Source organism: Ruegeria sp. N7 (assembly GCF_056531345.1).
In genome coordinates, this window is sequence record NZ_JBQFLR010000001.1 from 449163 (window position 1) to 473087 (window position 23925).

Consider the following 23925-nt stretch of genomic DNA (forward strand, 5'->3'; position numbering starts at 1 on the left):
ATGGCCCTGACACCCGATTTCGATACCTTCGCACGCGCCTATGAAGCGGGCGAAAACCAGGTGGTTTACACACGTCTCGCCGCCGATCTGGACACACCCGTATCGTTGATGCTCAAACTGACGGGAGCGCAGAAAGATGCGTTCATGCTGGAGTCGGTTACGGGCGGTGAGGTGCGTGGCCGCTATTCGATCATCGGCATGAAACCGGACCTGATCTGGCGCTGCCACGGTGAAACGTCCGAGTTGAACCGTTCGGCGCGGTTCGATGCCGACGCCTTTGCCGCGCAGGACGGCAATCCGATGGACAATCTGCGTGCCTTGCTGGCCGAAAGCCGTATTGAACTGCCAGACGACCTGCCTCAGGCTGCCGCCGGGCTGTTTGGATATCTGGGCTATGACATGGTCCGGCTGGTCGAATACTTGCCGGGCGTGAACCCCGATCCGCTGGGACTGCCAGATGCGATCATGTTGCGCCCGTCTGTTGTCGCAGTATTGGATGGCGTCAAAGGTGAGGTGACGGTGGTTTCACCCGCCTGGGCCAGCGACGGTCAATCTGCCAAAGCTGCCTATGCGCAGGCGGCCGAGCGTGTGATGGATGCGGTCCGCGATCTGGAACGTGCGATGCCCGCCGAAACCCGTGATCTGGGCGACGCGCGCGAAATTGCGGCGCCGGTGTCGAACTTCACCAAATCCGGCTATTTGGAAGCGGTTGAAAAGGCCAAGGAATACATCCGTGCTGGCGATATCTTCCAGGTAGTTCCAGCGCAGCGTTGGACGCAGGAATTTCCGCTGCCGCCTTTTGCGCTTTATCGTTCGCTGCGGCGCACCAACCCCTCGCCGTTTATGTTCTACTTCAACTTCGGCGGTTTTCAGGTCGTTGGGGCCAGCCCCGAGATTCTGGTGCGGGTGTTCGGCAGCGAAGTCACCATTCGCCCGATTGCAGGCACACGTCCCCGTGGCGCGACCCCCGAGGAAGACAAAGCGAACGAGCTTGACCTGCTGGCCGATAAGAAAGAGCTGGCCGAACATCTCATGCTTCTGGACCTCGGGCGCAATGATACCGGCCGCGTGTCCAAAATCGGCACAGTTCGCCCGACCGAAGAGTTCATGATCGAACGCTACAGCCATGTGATGCACATCGTGTCGAACGTGGTGGGTGAGCTGGCGGAAGACAAAGATGCGCTGGACGCCTTCTTTGCCGGGATGCCTGCGGGCACCGTCTCGGGTGCGCCGAAAGTGCGGGCGATGGAGATCATTGACGAGCTTGAGCCGGAAAAACGCGGCGTCTATGGCGGAGGTGTCGGCTATTTCAGTGCGGGCGGTGACATGGACATGTGCATTGCCCTGCGCACCGCCATCGTGAAGGATCAGAAACTCTATATTCAGGCTGGCGGCGGTGTTGTCTATGACAGCGACCCCGAGGCCGAGTTCATGGAGACTGTCCACAAGTCAAACGCCATTCGGCGCGCGGCGGAAGATGCCGCTCGGTTCACCGGAAACGGCAACAGTTAAAAAACAAGGGCGGCTGATCAATTGATCACCGCCCTGTCTCAAGCTGTCACTGTACCTGTTTCATCAAGACGGCCGAGATCGGCGCCATCGCTACCCGGCTGCCGCGATCCTCAAGACCCCACAGCAACAGGGCCGAGATTGTCTCGGGCCGCACCCGCCCCAGCATGACAACGGTTCCTTCCTGACCTGCCCGGAACGCGGCTTGATCCAGGAACCGGCGCATGATTCTGGGATCCTGTCGCGCCCCATCGATATCGCGGAACACAACGCTGGACGGAATGCCATTGCGAACCGCCAACTTCTGGACAGTATTCAGCCCATTGTCCTGAGTGATCAACCCTCGTCCGGTTCCGGCGGCAATCGCCGCGACCTGATCGGCCAGCTTGCGATTTCCCTGAATGCCGCTGTTCACGCCTTCCAGAATACCCACTGTTTCAGGCAATGTATCCAGCCACACAGACAGCGAAACTTCGGCATCCTGCGCGCTTGCTGCCTTGGGCAAGTCCGCAAGGGCCAGAACTTCGAACCCGGCCGCGCGGTGCCGTGCCATCTTTTCCGCCGCATCCGGATCAGACGGGTTCACGGCAAAGCTGATCGGGTAAGGGAAATCCTGCAACGCTTCAGCGCCGAATGCGCCTTCGTCATCAATCAGAATGATCGACATCAGCGGCTTAGATTCCGGGTTCTCGAACTTGGCGGCAAAACGTTCAATCGGTTTTTCCGCAGATGGCTGTTCGGAAATCGCCTGTTCTGCAACAGGCTCATCATCGCGTTCCGTCAACGGCAGGATACGTTTTCCGACAATCGAACTGGCACTTTCTTCCTGTTCTCCCCCGATCTGAGGCAGCGCAGCAATACGCGGAAGCTCACGGGGCAAGGTATCTTCATCCCCTTCCACCGCAATCGGACTGCTTTCAAATGAATTATCAGTCGTAGTGTCTTTTGTTTGTGGTTCAGCCTCGACCTGTGGCAACGGATTTGGTTCGGGCTCAAGAACTGCGACCTCGGTTGTGTCGGACTCGATCGGCGGTGTGGGGGTTTCATCAATTACAACCGGCAACGACTGTTCCTGCTGAACTGCGGGCACCTGGCTAGGCTCGGGCGGCGCAGCGGGGGCTTCGGTCATGACAGACACTTCGGTCGCCACCGTTGCAGTGGGCTCGTTCGGGGCCTCAGCCGCTTTACCAACCTCGGGCTGCGGCTCGGATGACGCTTCCAGCCCGGACAGGTCGGCCAGATCTTCGCTGGCATTATCGGCGGCTTCTGGCGCACGCGGGGCCAGTTCCACCAGATCGGCATCAGAAACATCCTCGGCAAGTTCAGTAGGCGCCTCTGGTGTTTCTGAAATCGTCGGCGCTGGTGCTTCGGTCGCGACAACCGGTGTGTTGACCATCGGCGTGTTGAGCGACACGACCGCACCCAAGATCAAAACAACGATCGCCCCTGCGACCATTCCTCCGAAAAATCCGCCCATATTTCCTGCCTTTCGCCTCTTTTCCCTGCCTCGCCCTGCTCTGCGCCATCTGGTGTGGCGCTCGGTCAATTGGAGGCGTCAGAAACCGTATGTCCTCTTGACGCTGCCGCCCAAGCCTGAGCATGTATGTGCGGACATTATACCGTGGCCCGGGGTTGCATCGCCAGCCCGAAATGCCCAAGCGAAGATAAGTGCCCATATGCTGCTGCTGATCGACAACTACGACTCGTTTACCTACAATTTGGTACATTATTTGGGCGAACTTGGTGCCGAAATGGTCATTCGCCGCAATGATGCGCTGGATGTACAGGAAGCAATGGCCATGAACCCGGCTGGCATCTTGCTAAGCCCCGGCCCCTGCGACCCGGATCAGGCGGGCATCTGTCTAGCTCTGACCGAAACCGCGGCCGAGACTAAAACGCCCCTTTTGGGGGTTTGTCTTGGGCATCAGACCATCGGACAGGCGTTCGGTGGCAAGGTTGTTAGATGCCACGAAATTGTGCATGGCAAGATGGGCATCATGCACCACACGGGAAAAGGCGTCTTTGCTGGCCTTCCATCGCCCTTTGAAGCCACACGCTATCATTCGCTGGTGGTCGAGCGCGAGACGCTGCCCGACTGTCTTGAGATCACAGCCGAGCTGGAAGACGGTACGATCATGGGGCTGCAACACAAGGAACTGCCTATTCACGGTGTTCAGTTCCACCCTGAATCGATTGCGTCCGAGCATGGTCACGCCCTTCTCAAGAATTTCCTTCAAGAACTGAAAGTCCCGGCATGAGCGACGCGCTGAAACCGCTGATCGGAGCAGCCGCCGATCGTCCGCTGACCCGTAAAGAGGCCGAGACTGCCTTTGGCATCCTGTTCAACGGCGAAGCCACGCCAAGCCAGATCGGCGGGCTGTTGATGGCCATGCGCACAAGGGGGGAAACGGTTGATGAATATGCCGCAGCCGCGGCTGTGATGCGCGCCAAGTGCAATGCCGTGCGGGCGCCCGAAGGGGCGATCGACATCGTTGGCACGGGCGGAGACGGGAAAGGCACCCTGAACATCTCGACCGCGACTGCATTTGTCGTCGCAGGCGCTGGCGTGACAGTCGCCAAACACGGCAACCGCAACCTAAGCTCCAAATCCGGCGCAGCGGATGCACTGGGGCAAATGGGTATCAACGTTTTGGTTGGACCACAAGTTGTTGAAAGTGCTCTGAAAGATGTCGGTATCGGTTTCATGATGGCACCGATGCATCACCCGGCCATTGCGCATGTTATGCCCTCGCGGCAGGAACTGGGAACGCGCACGATTTTCAATATCCTGGGCCCGCTGACCAACCCTGCCGGTGTCAAACGGCAACTGACGGGTGCCTTTAGCCGCGAGCTGATCCGCCCCATGGCTGAAACACTAGGCTTGCTGGGGTCAGACCGCGCGTGGCTGGTACACGGATCGGACGGGACAGACGAGTTGACGATCACCGGTATCAGCTGGGTTGCCGCTTTGGAAGATGACGTGATCAAAGAGGTCGAGCTGCACCCCGAGGATGCTGGCCTGCCTGTGCACCCTTTCGAACACATCCTCGGCGGAACCCCTGAAGAGAACGCCATCGCATTTCGTGCGCTGCTGGACGGCACCCCGTCCGCGTATCGTGACGCAGTGTTGCTGAACTCTGCCGCGGCATTGGTTGTCGCTGATGCGGCAAGTGATCTGCGCGAAGGTGTGGCCATGGCCGCCGAGAGCATCGACAGCGGTGAAGCCAAAAACAAAATTACGGCCTTGGCCGCCAAGACTCAGGAGGCCGCATGACCGAAACCGTTCTGGACAAGATCAAAGCCTACAAACTGGAAGAAATCGCAGCAGACAAGGCTCAGAAGTCCTTGGAAACGCTGGAAAGTGACGCACGTGCCGCTTCGGAAACCCGCGGGTTTGCCGCAGCGCTTCAAGCTGCGTCCCGGCAAGGTTACGGCCTGATCGCTGAGGTCAAGAAAGCCAGTCCCTCCAAGGGTTTGATTCGGCCTGATTTTGATCCACCTGCCTTGGCCAAGGCATATGAAGAAGGCGGTGCTGCGTGTTTGTCCGTGCTCACCGACACGCCCAGCTTTCAGGGTGCCAAGGAATATCTGACACAAGCGCGTAACGCGACATCTCTGCCCGCTTTGCGTAAGGATTTCATGTTTGACCCTTATCAGGTGGTCGAGGCACGTGCTTTGGAAGCCGACTGTATTCTGATCATCATGGCATCTGTCAGCGATGATCAGGCAGCCGAGTTGGAACAGACCGCTTTTGATTGGGAGATGGATGTTCTGATTGAGGTGCACGACGAAGCCGAGCTTGAACGCGCAGCCCAACTGAAAAGCCCATTGATCGGTATAAATAACCGCAATCTCAAGACCTTCGAGACCACTCTTGATACAACACGACGCCTGTCCAAACTGGTACCGGCAGACCGTACTATCGTGTGTGAAAGCGGGTTGGGCACGCCAGAAGATTTGCGGGATATTGCGCGCTACGGCGCCCGGTGTTTTTTGATCGGCGAAAGCCTGATGCGCCAGGACGATGTCGAAGCGGCCACCCGCCACATCCTGTCCAATCCGCTTATCCCCGGAGTGATGTGATGCCGCTGACCCATTTCGATGCTCAAGGTCAGGCGCACATGGTCGACGTCTCGGGCAAAGAGGTCACAGATCGCATTGCCGTAGCTTTAGGTCACGTGAAGATGGCACCGGAAACGTATGAAATCATTTCAGAACAACGCGCGGCAAAGGGCGATGTTTTGGGCGTTGCCCGCCTGGCCGGTATCATGGGTGCAAAGAAGACACCGGATCTGATCCCGCTCTGCCATCCTTTGCCAGTGACCAAGGTTGCCGTTGAGCTGACCCTCGACCCGGATCTGCCGGGTGTTCAGATCGAAGCGACAGTCAAGACGTCAGGTCAAACCGGAGTTGAAATGGAGGCCCTGACCGCCGTTTCCACCGCAGCCTTGACTGTATACGACATGACCAAGGCGGTCGACAAAGCGATGGAAATTGGCGGCATTCATGTAAGCCTCAAAGACGGCGGAAAATCAGGACGTTACGAGGCGAAATGATTACTGTCGAAGAAGCGCGCGCCCTGCTGTTCGATCTTGTCAGCCCTCTACCTTCGGAACAGGTTCCACTGGCCCAGTCTGCGGGACGTGTTCTGTCACACGAGGTTGTGGCAACGCGCGACCAGCCGCCATTTGCCGCATCATCGATGGATGGCTACGCCGTCAAAGCCGACGAAGTCGAGCTTCATGCCATGTTCAAAGTGGTGGGAGAATCCGCCGCGGGCCGTCGTTTCGACGGCTCAGTAGGCCCCGGTCAGGCCGTACGTATCTTTACCGGCGCTCCGGTTCCCGAGGGTGCAGACTTCGTTGTGATTCAGGAAGATACCGACCGGCGTGGCGATCTGATCACGATCACAGACGACCCCGGCCCCAAAACGAACATCCGCCCTGCCGGTGTGGATTTTATGGCAGGCACGCCCATCACGGCACCACGTATGATCCGCGCCGAAGACGTTGCCCTGATGGCTGCGATGAATATCGCGCAGGTCTCGGTTTCTGGAAAACCCGTGATTGCCCTGATCTCGACCGGCGACGAACTTGTCATGCCCGGCGAAGAACCGGGACCGGACCAGATTGTCGCGTCGAACACGTTTGGATTGCGGGCATTGCTTGAGGGGCTCGGTGCTGTGGTTCGTGTCCTTCCGATTGCACGGGACACGGTTTCATCGCTTGAGACTGCGTTTGATCTGGCGCGAGGGGCCGATCTCGTCGTGACGATTGGCGGTGCGTCGGTTGGTGACTACGACCTTGTGTCTGATGTATCGCAGGGTTTGGGGATGGATCGGTCTTTCTACAAGATCCGAATGCGCCCCGGAAAACCCCTGATGGCTGGTCGCATGGGTGGCACCGCGATGGTCGGACTTCCTGGGAACCCGGTCAGCGCGATGGTCTGTGGCTATCTGTTCCTTGCCCCGATGGTGCGCCGGATGCTGGGGTTGGAAATGGTTCTGCCGCCGTTTCGCTCTGCCCGGTTGACCGAACCATTGACAGAAAACGGTCCGCGCGAGCATTACATGCGCGCGGTTCTGGGCGAAACAGGCATCCAGGCCTGTGCAGATCAGGACAGCTCTCTCCTTAGCGTTCTGGCGCAGGCAAACGCCCTTTTGGTCCGTCCCCCAAACGATCCCGCCCGCAAGACCGGGGAAACGGTTCAGTACCTGCCTATCTGAACTTCGCCCAAATTCATTGACACAAAACGTGAACATGCGTAGAACAAAAGAAAACGCATGAGCGACGAGGTGTGAGCAATGCTGACCAAGAAGCAATTGGATTTGTTGAAATTCATCCAAAAACGCGTGCAGGCGGACGGTGTTCCGCCCAGTTTCGATGAAATGAAGGCCGCGCTTGATCTTCGGTCGAAATCCGGCATCCACAGGCTGATCACTGCGCTGGAAGAACGCGGCTTTATCCGTCGCCTCGCGCATCGTGCCCGCGCGATTGAAATCGTAAAGCTTCCCGAAAGCCTAGGCGGTGAACCAACTGCTGGATTTTCACCCCGCGTGATCGAAGGCGACCGACCCAAAGGCCCCCGCCCGGCCAATATTGAGCCGGTTGCGGTGGACGCGCTGGAATTGCCGGTGATGGGCCGGATCGCAGCGGGTGTCCCCATTGAGGCGATCAGCCACGTGTCGCATCACGTGGCGGTCCCCGGCCCCATGGTGTCCGGGAAGGGCCAGCACTATGCGCTTGAGGTTCGCGGCGACTCGATGATTGACGCGGGCATCAATGACGGGGATGTGGTTGTTATCCGCGAAACCGCGACTGCTGATAACGGTGATATCGTAGTTGCACTGGTAGAAGATCAAGAAGCGACGCTGAAACGCTTTTTCCGCCGCGGCAACGCTATCGCGCTCGAAGCGGCCAACCCGGCTTATGAGACACGCGTTCTTCCCGAAGAAAAGGTCAAGGTTCAGGGTCGCCTAGTCGGTCTGATCCGCACCTATTGACCCAGCTTCAAATGACGGTCCCCGACAGGATTCGGGGACCAGAGACGGTGACCTGTCAGTTCTGCGCTTGACGTCAGCTTTCCATCCGACAATGACAGGCTGCCGGTTTTGGACAGGTGATCCGGATCGAAGATGGCGCACGCGCCCTCAAGTGGCAGCGCAACTGTCGAAATAATGATCTGGTTGCCTTCGCATTCGTCGAACTTGCGCGCAGCCCTTTTGCCCGGGATATGGATAATTTCCTTGTCCTGATAAGGGTACCGACGAACGGTGCTGCTATCAGGCCATCTGCCTGCTGCCGCGATCTGATCGGCACCGTCGCCGTCATTCTCTAGCCAGACGCTGGCAACAAACCCACTGCCTTTGCTTTTACTCAGGGCCCGGCCCTGAGAGGTCATCACGCCAACTAACCCCCCGTTTTCCGCGATCAGAACATCTGGCCTGTGGCCGGAGTTCCAAAGCAAAAACGACAAAATGACGGGCCCGACCCCGTACCAACGCGCGCGCCCTTGCCACAAGGCAAGCCACAAAGCTCCAACAGCAACAAGTGGCAATACATACCAGGGCGGACTGACGACGAAACCCTGAGCACCATCCAGGTGCGACACCCAGTTTGAAACCCCAAGGATCCAATGCAGCGCCCAGCCCATAACGGTCAGCGGAAAAGTTTCCAACCCAAACGGGGCCGCCAGTGCGGCGACAACTGCCGCAGGTACAACGACAAGGCCCATCACGGGCACGGACAGCAGATTCGCCAGCAATCCATAGTGAGACATTGTATTGAAATACGCAGCGCCAATTGGGGCCGTAGCAAGCCCGGCAATCGCCGAGGACATCACCACGCCAGCAATCGGTTTCAACCAGTTCGGGCCGGGTAACGGACCCACCTTTTGCAATGCACCGAAGACGGCGACCAAGGCTGTCGTTGCAGCAAAGGACATCTGAAACCCCGGGCTCAGCAGCGACTCGGGCCAAAGAACCAGAACGATCAGCGCGGCTACGGAAACCGCACGCAATGAAATCGCACGCCTGTCGATCAACACGGCCCCCAGCATCACACTGACCATGACATAGGCGCGTTCGGTTGCGATATTCCCACCGGACAACAGCAAATAAAGCGTTGCCGCGACCAGCGCGAAGACAGCCGCAACTTTTCGAACAGGTAGCCTCAATGCCACGTAGGGGATCAGTGACAAACCAATGCGACAGGCCACAAAAACAAAACCCGTCAGTAACCCCATGTGAAGCCCGGAAATGGCAAGCAAATGCGCCAGGTTCGACGCGCGCAGGGACAAGAGAGTCTCTTGCCCCATACCACTGCGATCACCTGTGGTGACGGCAGCAGCAAACCCACCGATTTCTCCGGGCAGGATTTGTTTCACTCGCCGCGATATCGCCATTCGGATTGCGGTAATCCGAACACCGCCAATACCGTCTTTGGCTGGCGCAATCGTCAAAACAGGAACGCGGGTATACCCGACTGCACCCAGCCCCTGAAACCAGGCATGGCGACGAAAATCGAACCCGCCAGGTTCAACCGGGCCCTGCGGCGGCGAAAGATGCGCTGTGGTCATGATCCGTTGGCCAGGCGCAAAAGGGTCTGTCGTGCCATGAACAGAAAGACGGATGCGTCGCGGCCTGCGCTCATTCGGTACGTCCCCTACGCGCACCTGATCGAGCGTCAACCGCAACGCATCCGAGGCAGACCGATCCACGGCGACGACCCTCCCCTCGACAGGGCCATAGTACCGCCAGGACAGAACCGGTTCTGCCACCATATGGGCGCGAGTACCTGCCAGTATAACACCGACCGCAATCAGCGCCCCCCCGGTCGCTAACGTTCCCACCCCCGGTGGCAGCCGGCGGCTTAAGGCAAAAAGAGCCAGGAACAAGCAAAACAGACCTGCGTATACCGGCCAGCCGGGCTCGCTCCGGGCACCGAAATAGAGACCGATCCCCGTTGCCAGCATGACTGGCGTCCACGGAAACAGGTACCCTGTCTGGTGCAGCAGCGCGGCCTCGACCCGTGCAAGAACACGCATGGTTGCCCCCGTCCTTCGGGCTCGTTAGACAGGCGTCAAACTATGCCAGATACGGTTACCAAAAGGTTAATCCTCAACATGTCCGAACAGGTCGTCACACGTTTTGCCCCCTCGCCCACAGGTTTTCTGCACATCGGTGGCGCGCGCACCGCATTGTTCAATTGGCTTTACGCCCGCGGACGTGGTGGAAAGTTCCTGCTGCGGATCGAAGACACCGACCGGGAACGCTCGACCCCCGAGGCGACCGCCGCGATCCTTCAGGGCATGGAATGGCTTGGACTGGATCATGATGGCGATGTAATCAGCCAGTTCGAAGGAGCTGCCCGGCATGCTGAAGTCGCGCACCAGCTTCTGGCCGAGGGAAAGGCATATAAATGCTTCTCGACGCAGCACGAAATTGCCGCCTTTCGGGAACAGGCACGGGCCGAGGGCAAGTCGACCCTGTTCCGCAGCCCCTGGCGTGACGCTGATCCTTCAGCACATCCCGACCTGCCATTTGTCGTTCGCATCAAGGCTCCGCAGGACGGCACAACAGTGATCCGCGATCAGGTTCAGGGCAACGTGACCATTCGCAACGACCAACTGGATGACATGGTTTTGCTGCGTTCCGACGGGACACCGGTCTACATGCTGGCGGTGGTGGTCGACGATCATGATATGGGTGTTACCCATGTCATTCGCGGCGACGATCACCTCAATAACGCGGCGCGCCAGATGATGATTTACGAGGCGATGGGCTGGGATGTTCCGGTCTGGGCCCATATTCCGCTGATCCACGGGCCAGACGGTAAGAAACTGTCCAAACGCCATGGCGCGCTTGGCGCGCAGGAATACCAGGCCATGGGCTATCCCGCCGCTGGAATGCGCAACTATCTGGCCCGCTTGGGCTGGAGTCATGGTGACGATGAATTCTTTACGGATGCACAGGCAAAGGACTGGTTTGATCTGAACGGCATCGGCAAAAGCCCTGCCCGGTTTGATCTGAAAAAATTGGAAAACCTGTGTGGTCAACACATCGCCATCTCTGATGATGCTGCGCTGCGGCGTGAAATCGAAGCGTACTTGGCCGCAGCCGCTTTACCGCCCCTGACAGATTCACAATCCAGTGATTTGGAACGTGCGATGTATTGCCTCAAGGATCGGGCACGGACTTTTCCTGAACTCCTTGAAAAGGCTCATTTTGTTCTGGCAGGTCGCCCGATTGTTCCCGACGGGAAAGCGGCAAAGGCGCTGGCATCTGTATCCGACGGTATACTGGGAGAATTGACGCCGCAGCTGCAAAATGCTAGCTGGTCTCGGAACGAACTGGAGGAGACCCTGAATTCCTTTGCCGAGTCAAAGGAGCTCACGTTCGGCAAGCTGGCTGGCCCGCTCAGGGCCGCGTTGGCTGGTCGGGCCGTCACGCCTTCGGTTTTTGACATGATGCTTGTGCTGGGACGGGATGAAACCCTGGCGCGGCTTTCAGAAGCAGCGAAGTAACCCGAATTTCATAAACGGGTAACGCTGCTCCGCTAACACCCGGACTGCGCGAAAGCGCGCAGTCGTTGCCCGCACTGCCCGAGGTTCCTTTGGCGTGCGCATGAATGAAGAAGGGATAACCATGACTGACAGCAACAAAACAGCCACTCTGACCGTTCACGGCAAAGAGTATGAGTTGCCGGTTCATTCCCCGACCGCCGGTCCGGATGTCATTGATATTCGAAAGCTTTACGGTCAGGCAGGTGTATTCACCTATGACCCCGGTTTCACTTCGACAGCAAGCTGCGACAGCACCATAACCTTTATCGATGGTGAAAAAGGCGAGTTGCTGCACCGCGGCTATCCAATCGACCAACTGGCCGAAAAATCGCACTTTCTTGAGGTCTGCTACCTGCTGCTCTACGGAGAGCTGCCGGTCGCAAAAGATCTGGAGAAATTCGAAACCACAATCACACGCCACACCATGCTGCATGAGCAGATGCAGTATTTCTACCGTGGTTTCCGCCGCGACGCGCACCCGATGGCCATCATGGTCGGTGTTGTCGGCGCAATGTCGGCCTTCTATCACGATTCGACCGATATCGCGGACCCGCACCAGCGCGAGGTCGCCTCGCATCGCCTGATCGCCAAAATGCCGACAATCGCAGCATGGGCTTTCAAATACCACACAGGGCAGCCTTTCGTGTATCCGCGCAACGATTTGGATTATGCGTCGAACTTCCTGCGCATGTGTTTCAGCGTTCCCGCCGAAGAATATGAGGTCAACCCGATCCTCAGCCGCGCGATGGACCGTATCTTCACGCTTCACGCGGACCACGAGCAAAATGCGTCAACGTCTACCGTGCGTTTGGCATCGTCATCGGGCGCAAATCCGTTTGCATGCATCGCCGCCGGCATTGCTTGCTTGTGGGGACCGTCCCATGGTGGCGCCAACCAGGCATGTCTGGAGATGTTGGAAGAGATCGGTACCGTTGATCGCATTCCCGAATTCATCGCCCGCGCCAAAGACAAGAACGACCCGTTCCGCCTGATGGGCTTTGGCCACCGCGTGTACAAAAACTTTGACCCACGGGCCAAGGTGATGAAGCAGTCGGCCGACGAGGTTCTGGATCTTCTGGGCATTGAAGACAACCCGAAACTGCAGGTCGCTAAAGAGCTGGAACGCGAAGCGCTGGAAGACCCGTATTTCGCCGACAAAAAGCTGTTCCCGAACGTTGACTTCTATTCGGGTATCATCCTCGAGGCGATGGGTTTCCCGACCTCAATGTTCACACCAATCTTCGCACTTTCACGGACCGTTGGCTGGGTTAGCCAGTGGAAAGAGATGATTGAAGATCCACAGAACAAAATCGGCCGTCCGCGTCAGCTGTATCTGGGTGAGACACTGCGCGACTACGTGGACATCGAAAACCGCTGAGCCATTAGGGTTCGCAATCAATCCAGAAGGCCCCGGTTAAACCGGGGTCTTTTGCTTTCGTTACTGAAGCAGCGGACGGTTCGGCATTTGGTTTCAGAACAAGCTCATTTGATCCCCGGGTTGCGGCGGAACTGCAAACAGGCCGCATCTTAACGGAGCGGATTTGATCGAAAGCCCCAGTCTTTTGCAGGTTTTAGCAAACCTCAGGGCGATGAGCTCGGCGTATTCCCCCTCACCCCGCATCCTGTGCCCCCAGCGCGGATCATAGTCGCGCCCGCCATGCATTTCACGCAGCTTGGACATGACCTTTTCTGCACGGGCGGGTTCGTGCTCTGCCAGCCAGTCCTGCCAAAGATGAGAGACTTCGCGGGGCAATCGCAACATGATCCAGCTTGCCGCATCTGCGCCCGCCTCTTTTCCAGCGTCCAACAGGCTCTCCAACTCATGATCTGTCAGCCCAGGCACAATAGGCGAGGTCATCACGCGAACCGGAACGCCCGCATCGGTCAACGCTCTGATCGTCTGCAACCGACGCGCCGGAGACGGTGCGCGAGGCTCCATCCGCCGGGACAGACCTGCATCCAGCGTGGTGAGCGATATACCAACCCGCGCCAATCCCCGGCTGGCCATGTCAGCCAGAATATCCAGATCACGCTCGATCAATGTTCCTTTGGTCACGATTGCGACCGGGTGGTTGAATTCTTGCAAGACCTCAAGGCACGACCTTGTAATCAGGCGGTTTTTTTCGATGGGCTGGTAAGGGTCAGTGTTTGTCCCGATCGCGAGCGTGGCGACCTTGTAGGACTTTGCCGACAGTTCCTTGCGCAGAACGATGCTCATGTTGGGGCGCGCAATAAGGCGGGTTTCGAAATCCAGTCCTGCGGACAAGCCCAGATAGGCATGGCTTGGTCTGGCGAAACAATAGACACAGCCATGCTCACACCCCCGATATGGGTTGATCGAACGATCAAAAGGCAAATCAGGTGAACGGTTATAGGTGATAGCACTGCGCGCCACCTCATCCCGCGTCTCGGTTCGCAAGGGCGGTAAGTCTTCATCGATGTCCCACCCGTCATCAACAGCCTGCGTTGCAAACCGTTCAAACCGCCCGGTCGTATTGGACGTCACCCCCCTTGCTTTGATGATATGCCCGATGCTCACGGCACATATGTTCCCTTTTTGTTCCTATCTCACGATAAGCCTGAAACGAATCCTGTGCAAGCCAGCACCGCGAAGAAACCGGGAAGCATTGATGAAAAATAAACAGGATAATATTGCAGACTTTTCAATCGAGCCGGTGCCATTTTTGGCATATAGGTCGGTCCCGAAACGACCAACGTCGCAATCGTCACAGTCAGAATGCGACGTTTTGGCCAAAACGGAAAAAATGCCACCACGGGCCGATGGCCCGCCCAGCACAGGGAATACCCCATGTCCGACGAAGAAGATATCGTCCTGTCCGAACTGAATGATGACGAACTGGTCGATCAGATGTTCGACGATCTCTATGACGGATTGAAAGAAGAGATCGAAGAAGGCACCAATATCCTGCTGGAACGCGGATGGACGCCGTATGACATCCTGACCAAAGCTCTGGTTGGCGGCATGACCATTGTGGGCCATGACTTCCGCGACGGCATTCTGTTCGTTCCCGAGGTTCTGCTGGCAGCCAACGCGATGAAAGGCGGCATGTCGATCCTCAAGCCGCTGCTGGCCGAAACCGGTGCTCCGCGTGTTGGCAAGATGGTCATCGGCACCGTGAAGGGTGACATCCACGATATCGGCAAGAACCTTGTGTCGATGATGATGGAAGGTGCAGGATTCGAGGTTGTCGATCTGGGAATCAACAACCCGGTCGAGAATTACCTGGAAGCACTGGAAACGGAACAGCCCGACATTTTGGGTATGTCCGCCCTGCTGACCACCACGATGCCCTACATGAAAGTCGTTATCGACACCCTGGTCGAACAGGGCGTGCGCGACGATTATATTGTTCTGGTCGGTGGCGCGCCGCTGAACGAAGAGTTCGGCAAAGCCATCGGTGCAGACGCCTACTGCCGTGACGCTGCGGTTGCAGTGGAAACCGCCAAGGATTTCGTGGGCCGCAAGCACAACCAACTGGCTGGCTAAGACCTTTAAGGTTTTTCTTAAAAGGCCGCCCGTTTCGGGCGGTCTTTTTCGTTTTAGCGCTCCGCCCCTTCATGAGGTGTATCGTTTATCCGTTTGTAAACGAAAGTGCGGTTAAAAACCGAAACGTCCAAGTTTCGGGGGTTCCGTGCCGCAGTCTTTCACAGCCATTTCGTTGGGCAAACTTGCCGATATCGATATCGCCGAGGGCAACAATGTCGCCGAAAACGCCTCTGCCCTGGTTGGGCAAACCTTCGGTCACGCGGACGCGCCGCTGGCGCATAACAGCGTGACGTGGAACGTGGTTGGAAACTCCGGCTCTGCCTATGACATGAACATCATGTCTGCCAATGATCGGTTTTCGATCAACGGCGGCGCGCCGCAAACCTTTGATGTCACATCAGTGTACCACGCCACCGTCATTTTTTTCGACGGCACAAGTGCAAACATTACTGCCGTTGTCGCGCAGGATGTGGATGGCAACACATATTTGGTGCCTGAGTTCTCGGCCAATGCAGATCAAGCCGCTCTGGAAGCGGGGCCTATACATTCGATCACCTTCAACAGCCTTGCTGGCAATCGATATTCAGGCATGGTGTCCAGCCGTGAACACTGGGATCTGGTCCCCTGCTTTACCTCTGGCACGCTGATCAGAACCCGCAAAAGGGGAACGCCCAGTGGAAACGCTGCGCCCCGGAGACTGGGTGGAAACCCTTGATCACGGGTTTCAAACGGTGCGCTGGGTCGGGCTGCGGCGGGTTCAGGCGGTTGGCGCGTTCGCGCCGGTCCTGTTCAAGGCAGGCGCGCTTGGGAACACCCGCGATCTTCTGGTGTCGCAGCAACACAGGATGCTGATCCAGAGCTGGCGCCTGGAACTGCATACCGGCCAAAACGAAGCACTGGCCCCCGCCAAACACCTGATCAACGGACATGACATCATCCTCAAACCCGGCGGGGTCGTAACCTACATTCACATTCTGTTTGATCAGCATGAGCTGCTCTGGTCGGAAGGCTGCCTGAGCGAGAGCTTTCATCCCGGTGCCCAAAGCTGGAACGCCCTTGAACAGTCAGCCCGACAAGAGATCCTGTCCTTGTTCCCCGAGATATCAAAGCAAGGTACTGTCGCCTACGGCCCGCCCGCTTGGCCTCTGTTATCGGCATTCGAAACACGAACGTCGGCAGCCTGACACGAGATGTCGGAAGAAGGCTTGCCTGCAAGCTGTTTTCATTCTCTTGTGCCATGAGCCCATAAGGAAGCCGACCTATGCCAAGCGATACGCTACCGGATGATGCAAGCCTGACAACCAAAGGCTATGACGGCGTGGAAAACGCTAGCATCCTGCTGATCGCCTGCGGGGCACTTGCGCGCGAAATTTTGGATATCAAAACGCGCAACGGCTGGGATCACATGGCTCTGACCTGCCTGCCTGCAATTCTGCATGTTCATCCGGAACGGATCACGCAGGCAGTTGAAGACACCGTGGCCAAACACCGCGACAGGTTCGAAAAAATCTATGTGGTTTACGCCGATTGCGGAACCGGAGGTCTGCTGCAATCCGCCTGCGCAAAACTGGGCGTCGAGATGGTAAAAGGCCCTCATTGCTATTCGTTCTTCGAAGGCAATCAGGCCTTTCAAGAACGCGGCGAGGACGAAACAACTGCCTTCTACTTGACTGATTTTCTGGCCCGCCAGTTCGACGCATTTGTCTGGAAACCACTGGGTCTGGATCGCCACCCGGAACTGCGGGACATGTATTTCGGCAATTACACCAAACTGATTTATCAGGCCCAGATCGACGATCCGAAACTGACCGAACGCGCACGGGAATGCGCGGACCGCATGGGATTGGCGTTCGAACGGCGTTTCACCGGCTACGGCGATCTGGAAACCACTTTGTCAGACTGGGCAAACCGCCCCGAGTGACCTCAGGCGTTTTCCTGCGCGACCTGGCGGATGCGTTCAATCATGGCCCGCAGACCATTGGACCGCTGCGCTGACAGATGATCGTTCAAGCCCAATCGGGCCAGTTCCGCTGCCGCATCGACCTGAGGCACCTCGGACACCGGCAGCCCGTTGTATAGGGACCGAAGCACGGCGATCAGCCCGCGAACGATCAGTGCATCACTGTCGCCATCAAACTTGAACACGCCTGCTTCGATCATCGGGTGCAGCCAGACCTGACTGGCGCAGCCGTGAACCTTTGTCGCCGGAACTTTCAACGCGTCATCCAAAGGCTCCATCGCCTTGCCCTGTTCGATGACATGGCGATACCGGTCTTCCCAGTCTTCGAGAAACTCGAAATCCTCGACAATGTCTTCAAAGGCAGGCGTGGCCATGGCGCAGTGATCCTTTCGTTGAAATCACAATGTGACCTATGCCGACGACCACCTGCTGTCCAGCCCCAGCTGTGGCTTTTCAACGCGAAGAATATACGCTAACCCATTGTCTGAATTCGTGTGAAAAGCAGTGGGTCCATGCAAAAGTCTCTGTCCGTTCTTATCATCGCCATGCTGACCCTGACTGCCTGCGGCAGCTGGCGCGACTCGCGGGTGAATCCGTCAAACTGGTTTGGCTCCAGCAAGTCTGTGAAGTCTGAAACACCGCCGGACCCAAATGCCGCCGATGCGTTGGTTCCCAAGGCAAGAGAGGGAAGCGGCCTGTTTTCGCGCCCAGATGCCGAAGACACCAGTGTTCCAATCGCCAAAATCGATGAGCTGCGGATCGAGCCAATACCGTCAGGCGCGATCATTTATTCCTCTGGCACCGCGCTTCGGCAGGGTGCCTATAACGCACGCTTGGTTTCGGTTAATTCAGAAGAAAACAAAGAAAAGGGGATTCTGGAATTTGTATTTCGCGTGAACTACCCCAACTCAGAGACCCCACAAGGATCTGAACGCACAAGAATGGTGTCGGATGCAATAAATGTCTCGACTCAGGATCTTGAAGGCATTCGCCTGATCCGCGTCGTCGGGCAACAGAACACCTTGGAATCGCGGCGGCGGTAATCGCCGTTAAAGTGAGACGACCTTGACCGCCTGCCCTTTGGCCGCCAGCGCGATTTTCCCCTCGCACAGTTTCAACGCGTCTTCACCAAAGACTTCGTAACGCCAACCTGACATCGCGGGCAATTCTCGCTCGCCCGCGGCAATCTGGTCCAACTCGGAACTTGTTGCGATCAGCTTGGCCGCAACGCCCGAACTTTCGGTTTTGGATTTCAGCAGAACCCGAAGCAAGTCGGCCAAAGCCGGGTTGACCTTCAGGTTGTCACGGGAATTGTCGATCTTCGGCAGGTTTTCCTGCGGACAATTTGTGCCCTTCGTCACCGCAGCAAGAATACCTTCGGCAATCGGACCTTTGCGTGCCTCGCGCAACAAAAGGCGCGATCCACCGAGATCGGCGATTGTCTTGGGCTTGGTCGACGCCAGTTCGATCAAGGCGTCATCCTTGAAGACCCGGTTGCGCGGTACGTTATTTTCCTGCGCATACCTTTCACGGAACTGCGCCAGCTCGCGTACAACAGCCAGGAACTTGGCCGAATTCGTTCGCGTTTTGACCCGCTTCCACGCCTCTTCGGGGCGAATGTCATACGTGGCAGGCTGCGTCAGCGTACGCAGCTCTTCAGCCACCCAGTGGCTGCGCATCGTCTTTTTGAGTTCCGCAGCAAGATATTCGTAGATCTTGCGAAGATGCGTCACATCCGCCAATGCATATGTTTTCTGCGCCTCCGTCAAAGGACGACGGGACCAATCGGTAAACCGCGACGTCTTGTCGACGCCCTGTTTGCAGATTTTCCGCACCAGTGTCTCATAGCCGACTTGCTCGCCAAACCCGCAGACCATCGCAGCAACCTGCGTATCGAACAACGGGTTGGGGAACACACCGGCCTCGACCCAGAAAATCTCAAGATCCTGACGCGCGGCGTGGAACACCTTGACCACGTTCTCGTTTCGGAAAAGCTCATACAGCGGTTCGAGAGACAGGCCATCAACCAGCGGATCAACCAGAACCGCGCTGTCTTCATCATCAGAGGGAAGCGCCAGTTGCACGAGGCACAGTTTCGAATAATAGGTCCGCTCGCGCAGAAACTCGGTATCGACTGTGATATATGGATAGCTTGCGGCCGCCTTGCAGAAATCAGCCAGTTCTTGCGTCGTCGTCAGAGTTTTCATGCGCCGTACTAGTTTTGCTCTTGCTCTTGTGAGTGCCCGTAATTTCCCTCGCCCCCAAGCGATACCGACGACCATAGGACGATTTTCAGGCGAGTGTAAATCACCCTCGGAACCTCACTGCATGAGAACGGGTGACCTGTTGCCTTCGGCAAAGCGGCGCAGCACCGCTGGATAAAGTTCATGTTCCCGGATCAGAACTTTTGAAGCCAGAGTTTCCGAGGTATCCGCTGGTTCGATATCCACCCGTGCCTGACCCAGAATTGGGCCATCATCCAGCGCCGCCGTCACCTCATGGACCGAGCAGCCATGTTTCGCATCACCCGCTTCAATTGCGCGGGCGTGGGTATGTAACCCCTTGTATTTGGGCAGCAATGAGGGGTGGATGTTCAGCATTCGCCCCTGAAAGCGCGTTACGAAATCCGCGGTCAGGACCCGCATGAACCCGGCCAGACAGACAATATCCGGCCGCGCGTCTTCCAAAGGCTTTAGCAACTCAGCCTCAAAGGCTGCGCGATTGCCCTTGAATGGCCGGTGATCGACCACTGCGGTCGGAATGCCACGGTCCGCAGCTTTTTTCAGCCCACCCGCCTGCGCATCGTTGGACAGGACCAAACAGGGCCGCGCCGGGTGATCACCGGTCATGCTGTCGACAAGCGACACCATGTTGGACCCGCCCCCAGAAATCAGGATCGCGACGCGCTTGTGGTTCACAGCAGTTTGCCCGAATAGGCAACTCCGGGCGTTTCGGTGACCGTACCGATCCGCGACACGGTCTCGCCAGCCTCGGCCAGCAAGGTCGAAAGCTGATCGGCCTTATCAGGATCGCACACCATGATCAGACCGATGCCACAGTTGAAGGTCTTGAGCATCTCGGCTTCCGCGATACCGCCAATCTGCGCCATCCAGCTGAAAACAGACGGCAATTGCCAGCTGTCCAGATCAATCTGGGCCCCCAACCCTTCCGGCAATACGCGCGGCAGGTTCTCGGTCAGACCGCCACCGGTGATATGGGCCAGTGCGTGAACGCCACCTTCGCGGATCGCGGACAGGGCCGGTTTGACATAAAGGCGCGTCGGTGTAAGCAGCGCCTCGCCCAACGAACTTTCACCAAAGGGGCACGGTGCTTCCCAGCCCAGCCCAGACAGTTCGACGAGTTTTCGTACCAGTGAGTATCCGTTGGAATGCACTCCGTTCGAGGCCAGACCAAGCAGCACATCCCCCGCCTGCACCCCCGAAGGCAGATCGGCACCGCGTTCCATTGCCCCGACCGAGAATCCGGCCAGATCGAAATCGCCATCAGGGTACATGCCGGGCATCTCGGCAGTTTCGCCACCAATCAGAGCACAACCGGATTGTGCACAGCCTTCGGCAATTCCTTCAATGATCCGCGCGGCTGTATCTGTGTCCAACTTGCCTGTCGCGAAATAGTCGAGAAAAAACAGGGGCTCGGCCCCCTGACAGATCAGGTCATTGACACACATGGCCACCAGATCGATGCCAACCCCATCCACGACGCCGGTATCGATCGCAATTCGCAGTTTTGTACCAACCCCGTCCGTGGCACCAACCAGAATGGGATCCTGATACCCGGCAGCCTTCAGATCGAACAATGCGCCGAAACCGCCCAGACCGCTCATCACGCCGGGGCGGTTGGTTCGCTTTGCTGCGGGCTTGATCCGGTCAACCAGAGCATTGCCCGCGTCAATATCCACGCCTGCATCGGCATAGGTGATTCCGTTCTTGCCCGCTGTCATGGCCAGTTCCTTTTGAATGCTTTGCGGGCGGGTTATTCGATTGTGGCGTTTGTTGCAACGGTCAGGCTTGACGCGGCTGTTCACCGTGATACGCAATGCGCCTAGGCGGGCCTGTAGCTCAATTGGTTAGAGCAGAGCGCTCATAACGCTTTGGTTGGGGGTTCGAGTCCCTCCGGGCCTACCAAATCACCGCCACGTTCCTTGAACACACCGCCCATCCTGCTGGTTTTGTTTGTATTTATGACCTCAGGCGTTCGTCACGTCTTGCGTACCCTGTCCACATACGCTTGGAAATCAGAAGAATTTATTCAGTTCATCGATTTTCGCTTTCGGTTTAATCGCCGTGGGATGACAGGTCTTACTAAAAACTCCGAAATCATCTCGCGAGAAATCCAGCGCCTCGGCTCAGAACATCGTCATATTGGCGCAGGTTTGGAGCGGCAAAGGTGCCAGGCTTTTACCGGCCAATAATTATATCCGCGCACAAACCGCCCAGGCGTTCACTTTTGGCCAGTCTCAGAGTTCCACCATGGGCGCGCGCAACGTCCGCCACGATCGCCAACCCCAAACCCACGCCACTGCCCTGATTCTGGTTGCGCGCTGGGTCGAGCCGCGTAAAGGGTTTGACCGCCTCTGTGCGCTGCTCTGCGGGAATTCCAGGGCCATCATCTTCGACACGGATGCGCATCGACTTGGCGTTCAGCGACAGGCTGACCTCAGCACGGCTGCCGTAGCGCACGGCGTTGCCGATCAGGTTTTCAACGGCCCGACGAACAGCCATAGGGCGCAGCATTGCCGTTCCCTCACCCTCGACAGTGACCAACTCGGCCCGATGCCCTGCCCGATTGGCGTCATCCACAATCTGTCGAACAAATTCCGCCGGGTTGATTTCCTCGGGCGATCCTTCGGACGCCCCGCGCGAAAATTCGAGGAATGCATCAACCAAGGATTGCATTTCCGCCACGTCCTGTAGCAAAGGTCGTGCCTCATCCTCAGGTAACATTGCCAGTCCAAGTTTCAGGCGCGTCAGAGGCGTGCGCAGGTCATGACTGACGCCGGACAACATCAGCGTCCGTTGTTCGATCTGACGTTCGATCCGTGACCGCATATCCAAAAACGCATTCCCCGCCGCGCGTACTTCGATGGCACCGCCCGGTGAATATGGTACGCTCCGCCCTCGTCCAAACGCCTGCGCCGCATTGGCCAGCCGTGTGATAGGGCGCAACTGGTTTCGCATGTACAGAAATGAAATCGAGGTCATTATGATCGCGAAAAACAGCATCGTCACGATCAACTGATGCGGCGCCGCTGGCGACAATCTGCGCCGGTCAAAGGTCAGTTCCAGCACCCCCAGATGTGTATCCAGGTACAGACGCGCTTCGCGGCTGCTTGGCAACGCAACAGCACTCAGCTCTGGCAACCTTGCACGAAGTTCGGCCTCGACCTGCGGTGCTATGAAGTCGTACCACCGTGGACGGTCAATTTTGGGAGTTTCGTTGGCGGGCAGAAATCTGGCCTGCATTTCCAGCGCCAGAAGATCCGGGCGCACTTCGGCCAATGCCTGGTGCTGCGTCTCGGCCCCATCCATCATGGTGGTGATCAGCATCACTTCCCTTGAGGCTGCGCGAGTCATCTGGTCAGTGACATCTTCCAGATGCTTTTGAAGAAAAGCAACTCCAACGACCAGAAGCAGCACGATCACAGGAAGAACCAGAATCAATGCTGCCCGGGCGTAAAGGCTGCGTGGCATATAGGGTTTGAGCCAGTGCGTGGACATGCGCTAAACCTAGCGGGCTGCCCGTACAAGAGGAAGAGCACAGAATGCAGGCACCTGACGAATTCAATCCGCCTTCGGGTGTTGCGACAGAATTGCAACCGGGTCTTCGGCGCATTCTGGCCCCCAACCCGTCTCCGATGACCTATCGCGGCACCAACACCTATCTGCTGGGCGATCGTGACATTGCCGTCATTGATCCCGGCCCCGCAAGCGAAGAGCATTTGAACGCGATCCTGAATGAACTGCGACCTGGCCAGAGAATCAGCCACATAGTCGTCACGCACACACATCTGGATCACTCACCCTTGGCAGCACCCCTTGCCGCGCGAACGGGAGCTGCGATCTATGCGTTTGGTGGTCCCGAATCCGGTCGCAGCGCTGTTATGGCGACCCTTGCAGCGCGTGGATTGGCCGGAGGTGGCGAAGGCATCGACACCGCGTTTCGTCCGGATATCGAGGTTGCGGATGGTGAGGTCATCTTTGGCGATGACTGGCAGCTTGAGGTTATTCACACTCCGGGGCATCTGGGAAACCACATTGCCCTGGCATGGCAGGATACCTGTTTCACCGCCGACCATGTGATGGGATGGGCCAGTTCGCTGGTGTCACCACCGGACGGAGACCTGACCGATTTCATGACAGCCTGCCACCGCCTGCGCGCGCGCGACTGGTCGGTTTTTCACGCGGGCCACGGTGCGCCAATTTCAGACCCTGCCGCGCGATTGGACTGGCTGATCCGACACAGGCAAAACCGCGAAGCTCAGATTCTGACTGCCTTGGAGGATGCAGACGGAACGGCGCGGCAATTGGCCAAGCGTATCTACACCGACACACCCGCAACCCTGCTGCCAGCCGCGGAGCGGAACGTTTTTGCCCACCTCGTTGATCTGACGGGAAAAAAACAGGTGTCACCGCTCGGCGAACTATCTGCCACAGCGGTTTTTCGCAGAGTTTCTTAATACCGCCAAAAATTTTTGTGGTTGATGCGCTTACCCTCTGGACGCCGGGAATCCGGATTGTTATACGCCCCTCAGTTCCGGCGTAGCTCAGCGGTAGAGCAGTTGACTGTTAATCAATTGGTCGTAGGTTCGATCCCTACCGCCGGAGCCAAAACTTCCCAATATTCAACCTTTTGTCAGGGTCAGAAA

At 57.5% G+C, this 23925-nt stretch carries 23 protein-coding genes and 2 tRNA genes; 17 read left to right on the forward strand and 8 right to left on the reverse strand.

Features of this window, described 5'->3' with window-relative positions:
• On the forward strand, nt 1-1512 hold the full coding sequence (trpE, locus tag ACR0ES_RS02225; RefSeq protein ID WP_480869345.1) for an anthranilate synthase component I: 1512 nt from the start codon (nt 1-3) through the stop codon (nt 1510-1512).
• 46 nt (nt 1513-1558) lie between these two features.
• Here the strand turns inward: trpE and ACR0ES_RS02230 are convergent, their stop codons facing one another.
• On the reverse strand, nt 1559-2986 hold the full coding sequence (locus tag ACR0ES_RS02230; RefSeq protein ID WP_480869347.1) for a divergent polysaccharide deacetylase family protein: 1428 nt from the start codon (nt 2984-2986) through the stop codon (nt 1559-1561).
• A 199-nt stretch (nt 2987-3185) separates the two neighbouring features.
• On the opposite strand from ACR0ES_RS02230, the gene ACR0ES_RS02235 reads away from it, so the two are divergent.
• The 6 genes from ACR0ES_RS02235 (at nt 3186) to lexA (ending at nt 8011) form a co-directional block, all read left to right on the forward strand.
• Nucleotides 3186-3767, forward strand: coding sequence for an anthranilate synthase component II (locus ACR0ES_RS02235; RefSeq protein ID WP_480869349.1), 582 nt, complete (start codon nt 3186-3188; stop codon nt 3765-3767).
• A complete protein-coding gene (gene trpD / locus ACR0ES_RS02240) occupies nt 3764-4783 on the forward strand; it encodes an anthranilate phosphoribosyltransferase (protein ID WP_480869351.1) in 1020 nt (339 codons plus the stop codon). The genes ACR0ES_RS02235 and trpD overlap by 4 nt, the downstream gene beginning before the upstream one ends.
• On the forward strand, nt 4780-5592 hold the full coding sequence (gene trpC, locus ACR0ES_RS02245; RefSeq protein WP_480869353.1) for an indole-3-glycerol phosphate synthase TrpC: 813 nt from the start codon (nt 4780-4782) through the stop codon (nt 5590-5592). The genes trpD and trpC overlap by 4 nt, the downstream gene beginning before the upstream one ends.
• Nucleotides 5592-6065, forward strand: coding sequence for a cyclic pyranopterin monophosphate synthase MoaC (gene moaC, locus ACR0ES_RS02250; protein WP_480869355.1), 474 nt, complete (start codon nt 5592-5594; stop codon nt 6063-6065). Before trpC ends, moaC begins: the two co-directional genes overlap by 1 nt.
• On the forward strand, nt 6062-7234 hold the full coding sequence (locus ACR0ES_RS02255) for a molybdopterin molybdotransferase MoeA (protein WP_480869357.1): 1173 nt from the start codon (nt 6062-6064) through the stop codon (nt 7232-7234). The genes moaC and ACR0ES_RS02255 overlap by 4 nt, the downstream gene beginning before the upstream one ends.
• Before the next feature lie 78 nt (nt 7235-7312).
• Complete coding sequence (lexA, locus tag ACR0ES_RS02260) at nt 7313-8011, forward strand: transcriptional repressor LexA (protein ID WP_480472970.1); 699 nt, start codon at nt 7313-7315, stop codon at nt 8009-8011.
• Here lexA and ACR0ES_RS02265 read toward each other — a convergent pair.
• The gene (locus ACR0ES_RS02265) at nt 8005-10053 is read right to left on the reverse strand and encodes a ComEC/Rec2 family competence protein (protein WP_480869359.1); all 2049 of its coding nucleotides are present in this window, start codon (nt 10051-10053) and stop codon (nt 8005-8007) included. The two genes, lexA and ACR0ES_RS02265, sit on opposite strands and share 7 nt — an antisense overlap.
• Nucleotides 10054-10131: 78 nt before the next feature.
• Between ACR0ES_RS02265 and gltX the strand changes: the two genes are divergently transcribed.
• The gene (gene gltX / locus ACR0ES_RS02270; RefSeq protein WP_480481665.1) at nt 10132-11532 is read left to right on the forward strand and encodes a glutamate--tRNA ligase; all 1401 of its coding nucleotides are present in this window, start codon (nt 10132-10134) and stop codon (nt 11530-11532) included.
• A gap of 121 nt (nt 11533-11653) precedes the next feature.
• A complete protein-coding gene (gene gltA, locus ACR0ES_RS02275) occupies nt 11654-12949 on the forward strand; it encodes a citrate synthase (RefSeq protein ID WP_480485519.1) in 1296 nt (431 codons plus the stop codon).
• Between the two features lie 93 nt (nt 12950-13042).
• Here the strand turns inward: gltA and ACR0ES_RS02280 are convergent, their stop codons facing one another.
• Entirely contained in the window at nt 13043-14110 is a 1068-nt protein-coding gene (locus ACR0ES_RS02280; RefSeq protein WP_480493089.1) for a PA0069 family radical SAM protein, read from the reverse strand.
• A 270-nt stretch (nt 14111-14380) separates the two neighbouring features.
• Here ACR0ES_RS02280 and ACR0ES_RS02285 point away from each other — a divergent pair, with 270 nt between their 5' ends.
• From ACR0ES_RS02285 to ACR0ES_RS02300, 4 genes are all read left to right on the forward strand, one after another.
• Entirely contained in the window at nt 14381-15079 is a 699-nt protein-coding gene (locus ACR0ES_RS02285) for a corrinoid protein (protein WP_209503809.1), read from the forward strand.
• 145 nt (nt 15080-15224) lie between these two features.
• Nucleotides 15225-15794: a hypothetical protein gene (locus ACR0ES_RS02290; RefSeq protein WP_480869360.1), complete on the forward strand. Its 570-nt coding sequence runs from the start codon at nt 15225-15227 to the stop codon at nt 15792-15794.
• Nucleotides 15781-16263 carry a Hint domain-containing protein gene (locus ACR0ES_RS02295; protein WP_480869362.1) on the forward strand — a complete coding sequence of 161 codons (483 nt, stop codon included), beginning with the start codon at nt 15781-15783 and terminating at the stop codon, nt 16261-16263. Before ACR0ES_RS02290 ends, ACR0ES_RS02295 begins: the two co-directional genes overlap by 14 nt.
• A gap of 77 nt (nt 16264-16340) precedes the next feature.
• Nucleotides 16341-17000: a DUF1638 domain-containing protein gene (locus ACR0ES_RS02300; RefSeq protein ID WP_480869364.1), complete on the forward strand. Its 660-nt coding sequence runs from the start codon at nt 16341-16343 to the stop codon at nt 16998-17000.
• Nucleotides 17001-17002: 2 nt separating this feature from the next.
• Here ACR0ES_RS02300 and ACR0ES_RS02305 read toward each other — a convergent pair whose 3' ends face one another.
• On the reverse strand, nt 17003-17413 hold the full coding sequence (locus ACR0ES_RS02305) for a SufE family protein (protein ID WP_267367543.1): 411 nt from the start codon (nt 17411-17413) through the stop codon (nt 17003-17005).
• 138 nt (nt 17414-17551) lie between these two features.
• Between ACR0ES_RS02305 and ACR0ES_RS02310 the strand changes: the two genes are divergently transcribed.
• Nucleotides 17552-18082: a hypothetical protein gene (locus ACR0ES_RS02310; RefSeq protein WP_480564582.1), complete on the forward strand. Its 531-nt coding sequence runs from the start codon at nt 17552-17554 to the stop codon at nt 18080-18082.
• 6 nt (nt 18083-18088) lie between these two features.
• On the opposite strand, the gene rnd is transcribed toward ACR0ES_RS02310, so the two are convergent.
• The 3 genes from rnd to purM form a co-directional block, all read right to left on the reverse strand.
• Nucleotides 18089-19246, reverse strand: a complete 1158-nt coding sequence (gene rnd / locus ACR0ES_RS02315) for a ribonuclease D (RefSeq protein ID WP_480557946.1) — start codon at nt 19244-19246, stop codon at nt 18089-18091.
• A 114-nt stretch (nt 19247-19360) separates the two neighbouring features.
• The gene (gene purN, locus ACR0ES_RS02320) at nt 19361-19957 is read right to left on the reverse strand and encodes a phosphoribosylglycinamide formyltransferase (protein ID WP_480564576.1); all 597 of its coding nucleotides are present in this window, start codon (nt 19955-19957) and stop codon (nt 19361-19363) included.
• The gene (gene purM, locus ACR0ES_RS02325; protein WP_480772757.1) at nt 19954-21000 is read right to left on the reverse strand and encodes a phosphoribosylformylglycinamidine cyclo-ligase; all 1047 of its coding nucleotides are present in this window, start codon (nt 20998-21000) and stop codon (nt 19954-19956) included. The genes purN and purM overlap by 4 nt, the downstream gene beginning before the upstream one ends.
• A 107-nt stretch (nt 21001-21107) precedes the next feature.
• Between purM and ACR0ES_RS02330 the strand changes: the two genes are divergently transcribed.
• Nucleotides 21108-21184: transfer RNA gene (locus tag ACR0ES_RS02330), tRNA-Ile, on the forward strand.
• Nucleotides 21185-21457: 273 nt separating this feature from the next.
• On the opposite strand, the gene ACR0ES_RS02335 is transcribed toward ACR0ES_RS02330, so the two are convergent.
• Nucleotides 21458-22777 (reverse strand): ATP-binding protein, encoded by a 1320-nt coding sequence (locus tag ACR0ES_RS02335; protein ID WP_480869366.1) that lies wholly within the window; start codon nt 22775-22777, stop codon nt 21458-21460.
• A 44-nt stretch (nt 22778-22821) separates the two neighbouring features.
• Between ACR0ES_RS02335 and ACR0ES_RS02340 the strand changes: the two genes are divergently transcribed.
• Both ACR0ES_RS02340 and ACR0ES_RS02345 read left to right on the forward strand, forming a co-directional pair.
• Entirely contained in the window at nt 22822-23736 is a 915-nt protein-coding gene (locus ACR0ES_RS02340; RefSeq protein WP_480869368.1) for an MBL fold metallo-hydrolase, read from the forward strand.
• A 76-nt stretch (nt 23737-23812) separates the two neighbouring features.
• Nucleotides 23813-23887: transfer RNA gene (locus ACR0ES_RS02345), tRNA-Asn, on the forward strand.
• The last annotated feature ends 38 nt before the right edge of the window (nt 23888-23925 follow it).

Bases quoted from the DNA above. Each gene is read 5' to 3' on its own strand.
- trpE (WP_480869345.1), top strand. From the start codon at position 1: ATGGCCCTGACACCCGATTTCGATACCTTCGCACGCGCCTATGAAGCG.
- ACR0ES_RS02230 (WP_480869347.1), bottom strand. From the start codon at position 2,986: ATGGGCGGATTTTTCGGAGGAATGGTCGCAGGGGCGATCGTTGTTTTG.
- ACR0ES_RS02235 (WP_480869349.1), top strand. From the start codon at position 3,186: ATGCTGCTGCTGATCGACAACTACGACTCGTTTACCTACAATTTGGTA.
- trpD (WP_480869351.1), top strand. From the start codon at position 3,764: ATGAGCGACGCGCTGAAACCGCTGATCGGAGCAGCCGCCGATCGTCCG.
- trpC (WP_480869353.1), top strand. From the start codon at position 4,780: ATGACCGAAACCGTTCTGGACAAGATCAAAGCCTACAAACTGGAAGAA.
- moaC (WP_480869355.1), top strand. From the start codon at position 5,592: ATGCCGCTGACCCATTTCGATGCTCAAGGTCAGGCGCACATGGTCGAC.
- ACR0ES_RS02255 (WP_480869357.1), top strand. From the start codon at position 6,062: ATGATTACTGTCGAAGAAGCGCGCGCCCTGCTGTTCGATCTTGTCAGC.
- lexA (WP_480472970.1), top strand. From the start codon at position 7,313: ATGCTGACCAAGAAGCAATTGGATTTGTTGAAATTCATCCAAAAACGC.
- ACR0ES_RS02265 (WP_480869359.1), bottom strand. From the start codon at position 10,053: ATGCGTGTTCTTGCACGGGTCGAGGCCGCGCTGCTGCACCAGACAGGG.
- gltX (WP_480481665.1), top strand. From the start codon at position 10,132: ATGTCCGAACAGGTCGTCACACGTTTTGCCCCCTCGCCCACAGGTTTT.
- gltA (WP_480485519.1), top strand. From the start codon at position 11,654: ATGACTGACAGCAACAAAACAGCCACTCTGACCGTTCACGGCAAAGAG.
- ACR0ES_RS02285 (WP_209503809.1), top strand. From the start codon at position 14,381: ATGTCCGACGAAGAAGATATCGTCCTGTCCGAACTGAATGATGACGAA.
- ACR0ES_RS02300 (WP_480869364.1), top strand. From the start codon at position 16,341: ATGCCAAGCGATACGCTACCGGATGATGCAAGCCTGACAACCAAAGGC.
- ACR0ES_RS02305 (WP_267367543.1), bottom strand. From the start codon at position 17,413: ATGGCCACGCCTGCCTTTGAAGACATTGTCGAGGATTTCGAGTTTCTC.
- ACR0ES_RS02310 (WP_480564582.1), top strand. From the start codon at position 17,552: ATGCAAAAGTCTCTGTCCGTTCTTATCATCGCCATGCTGACCCTGACT.
- rnd (WP_480557946.1), bottom strand. From the start codon at position 19,246: ATGAAAACTCTGACGACGACGCAAGAACTGGCTGATTTCTGCAAGGCG.
- purM (WP_480772757.1), bottom strand. From the start codon at position 21,000: ATGACAGCGGGCAAGAACGGAATCACCTATGCCGATGCAGGCGTGGAT.
- ACR0ES_RS02335 (WP_480869366.1), bottom strand. From the start codon at position 22,777: ATGTCCACGCACTGGCTCAAACCCTATATGCCACGCAGCCTTTACGCC.
- ACR0ES_RS02340 (WP_480869368.1), top strand. From the start codon at position 22,822: ATGCAGGCACCTGACGAATTCAATCCGCCTTCGGGTGTTGCGACAGAA.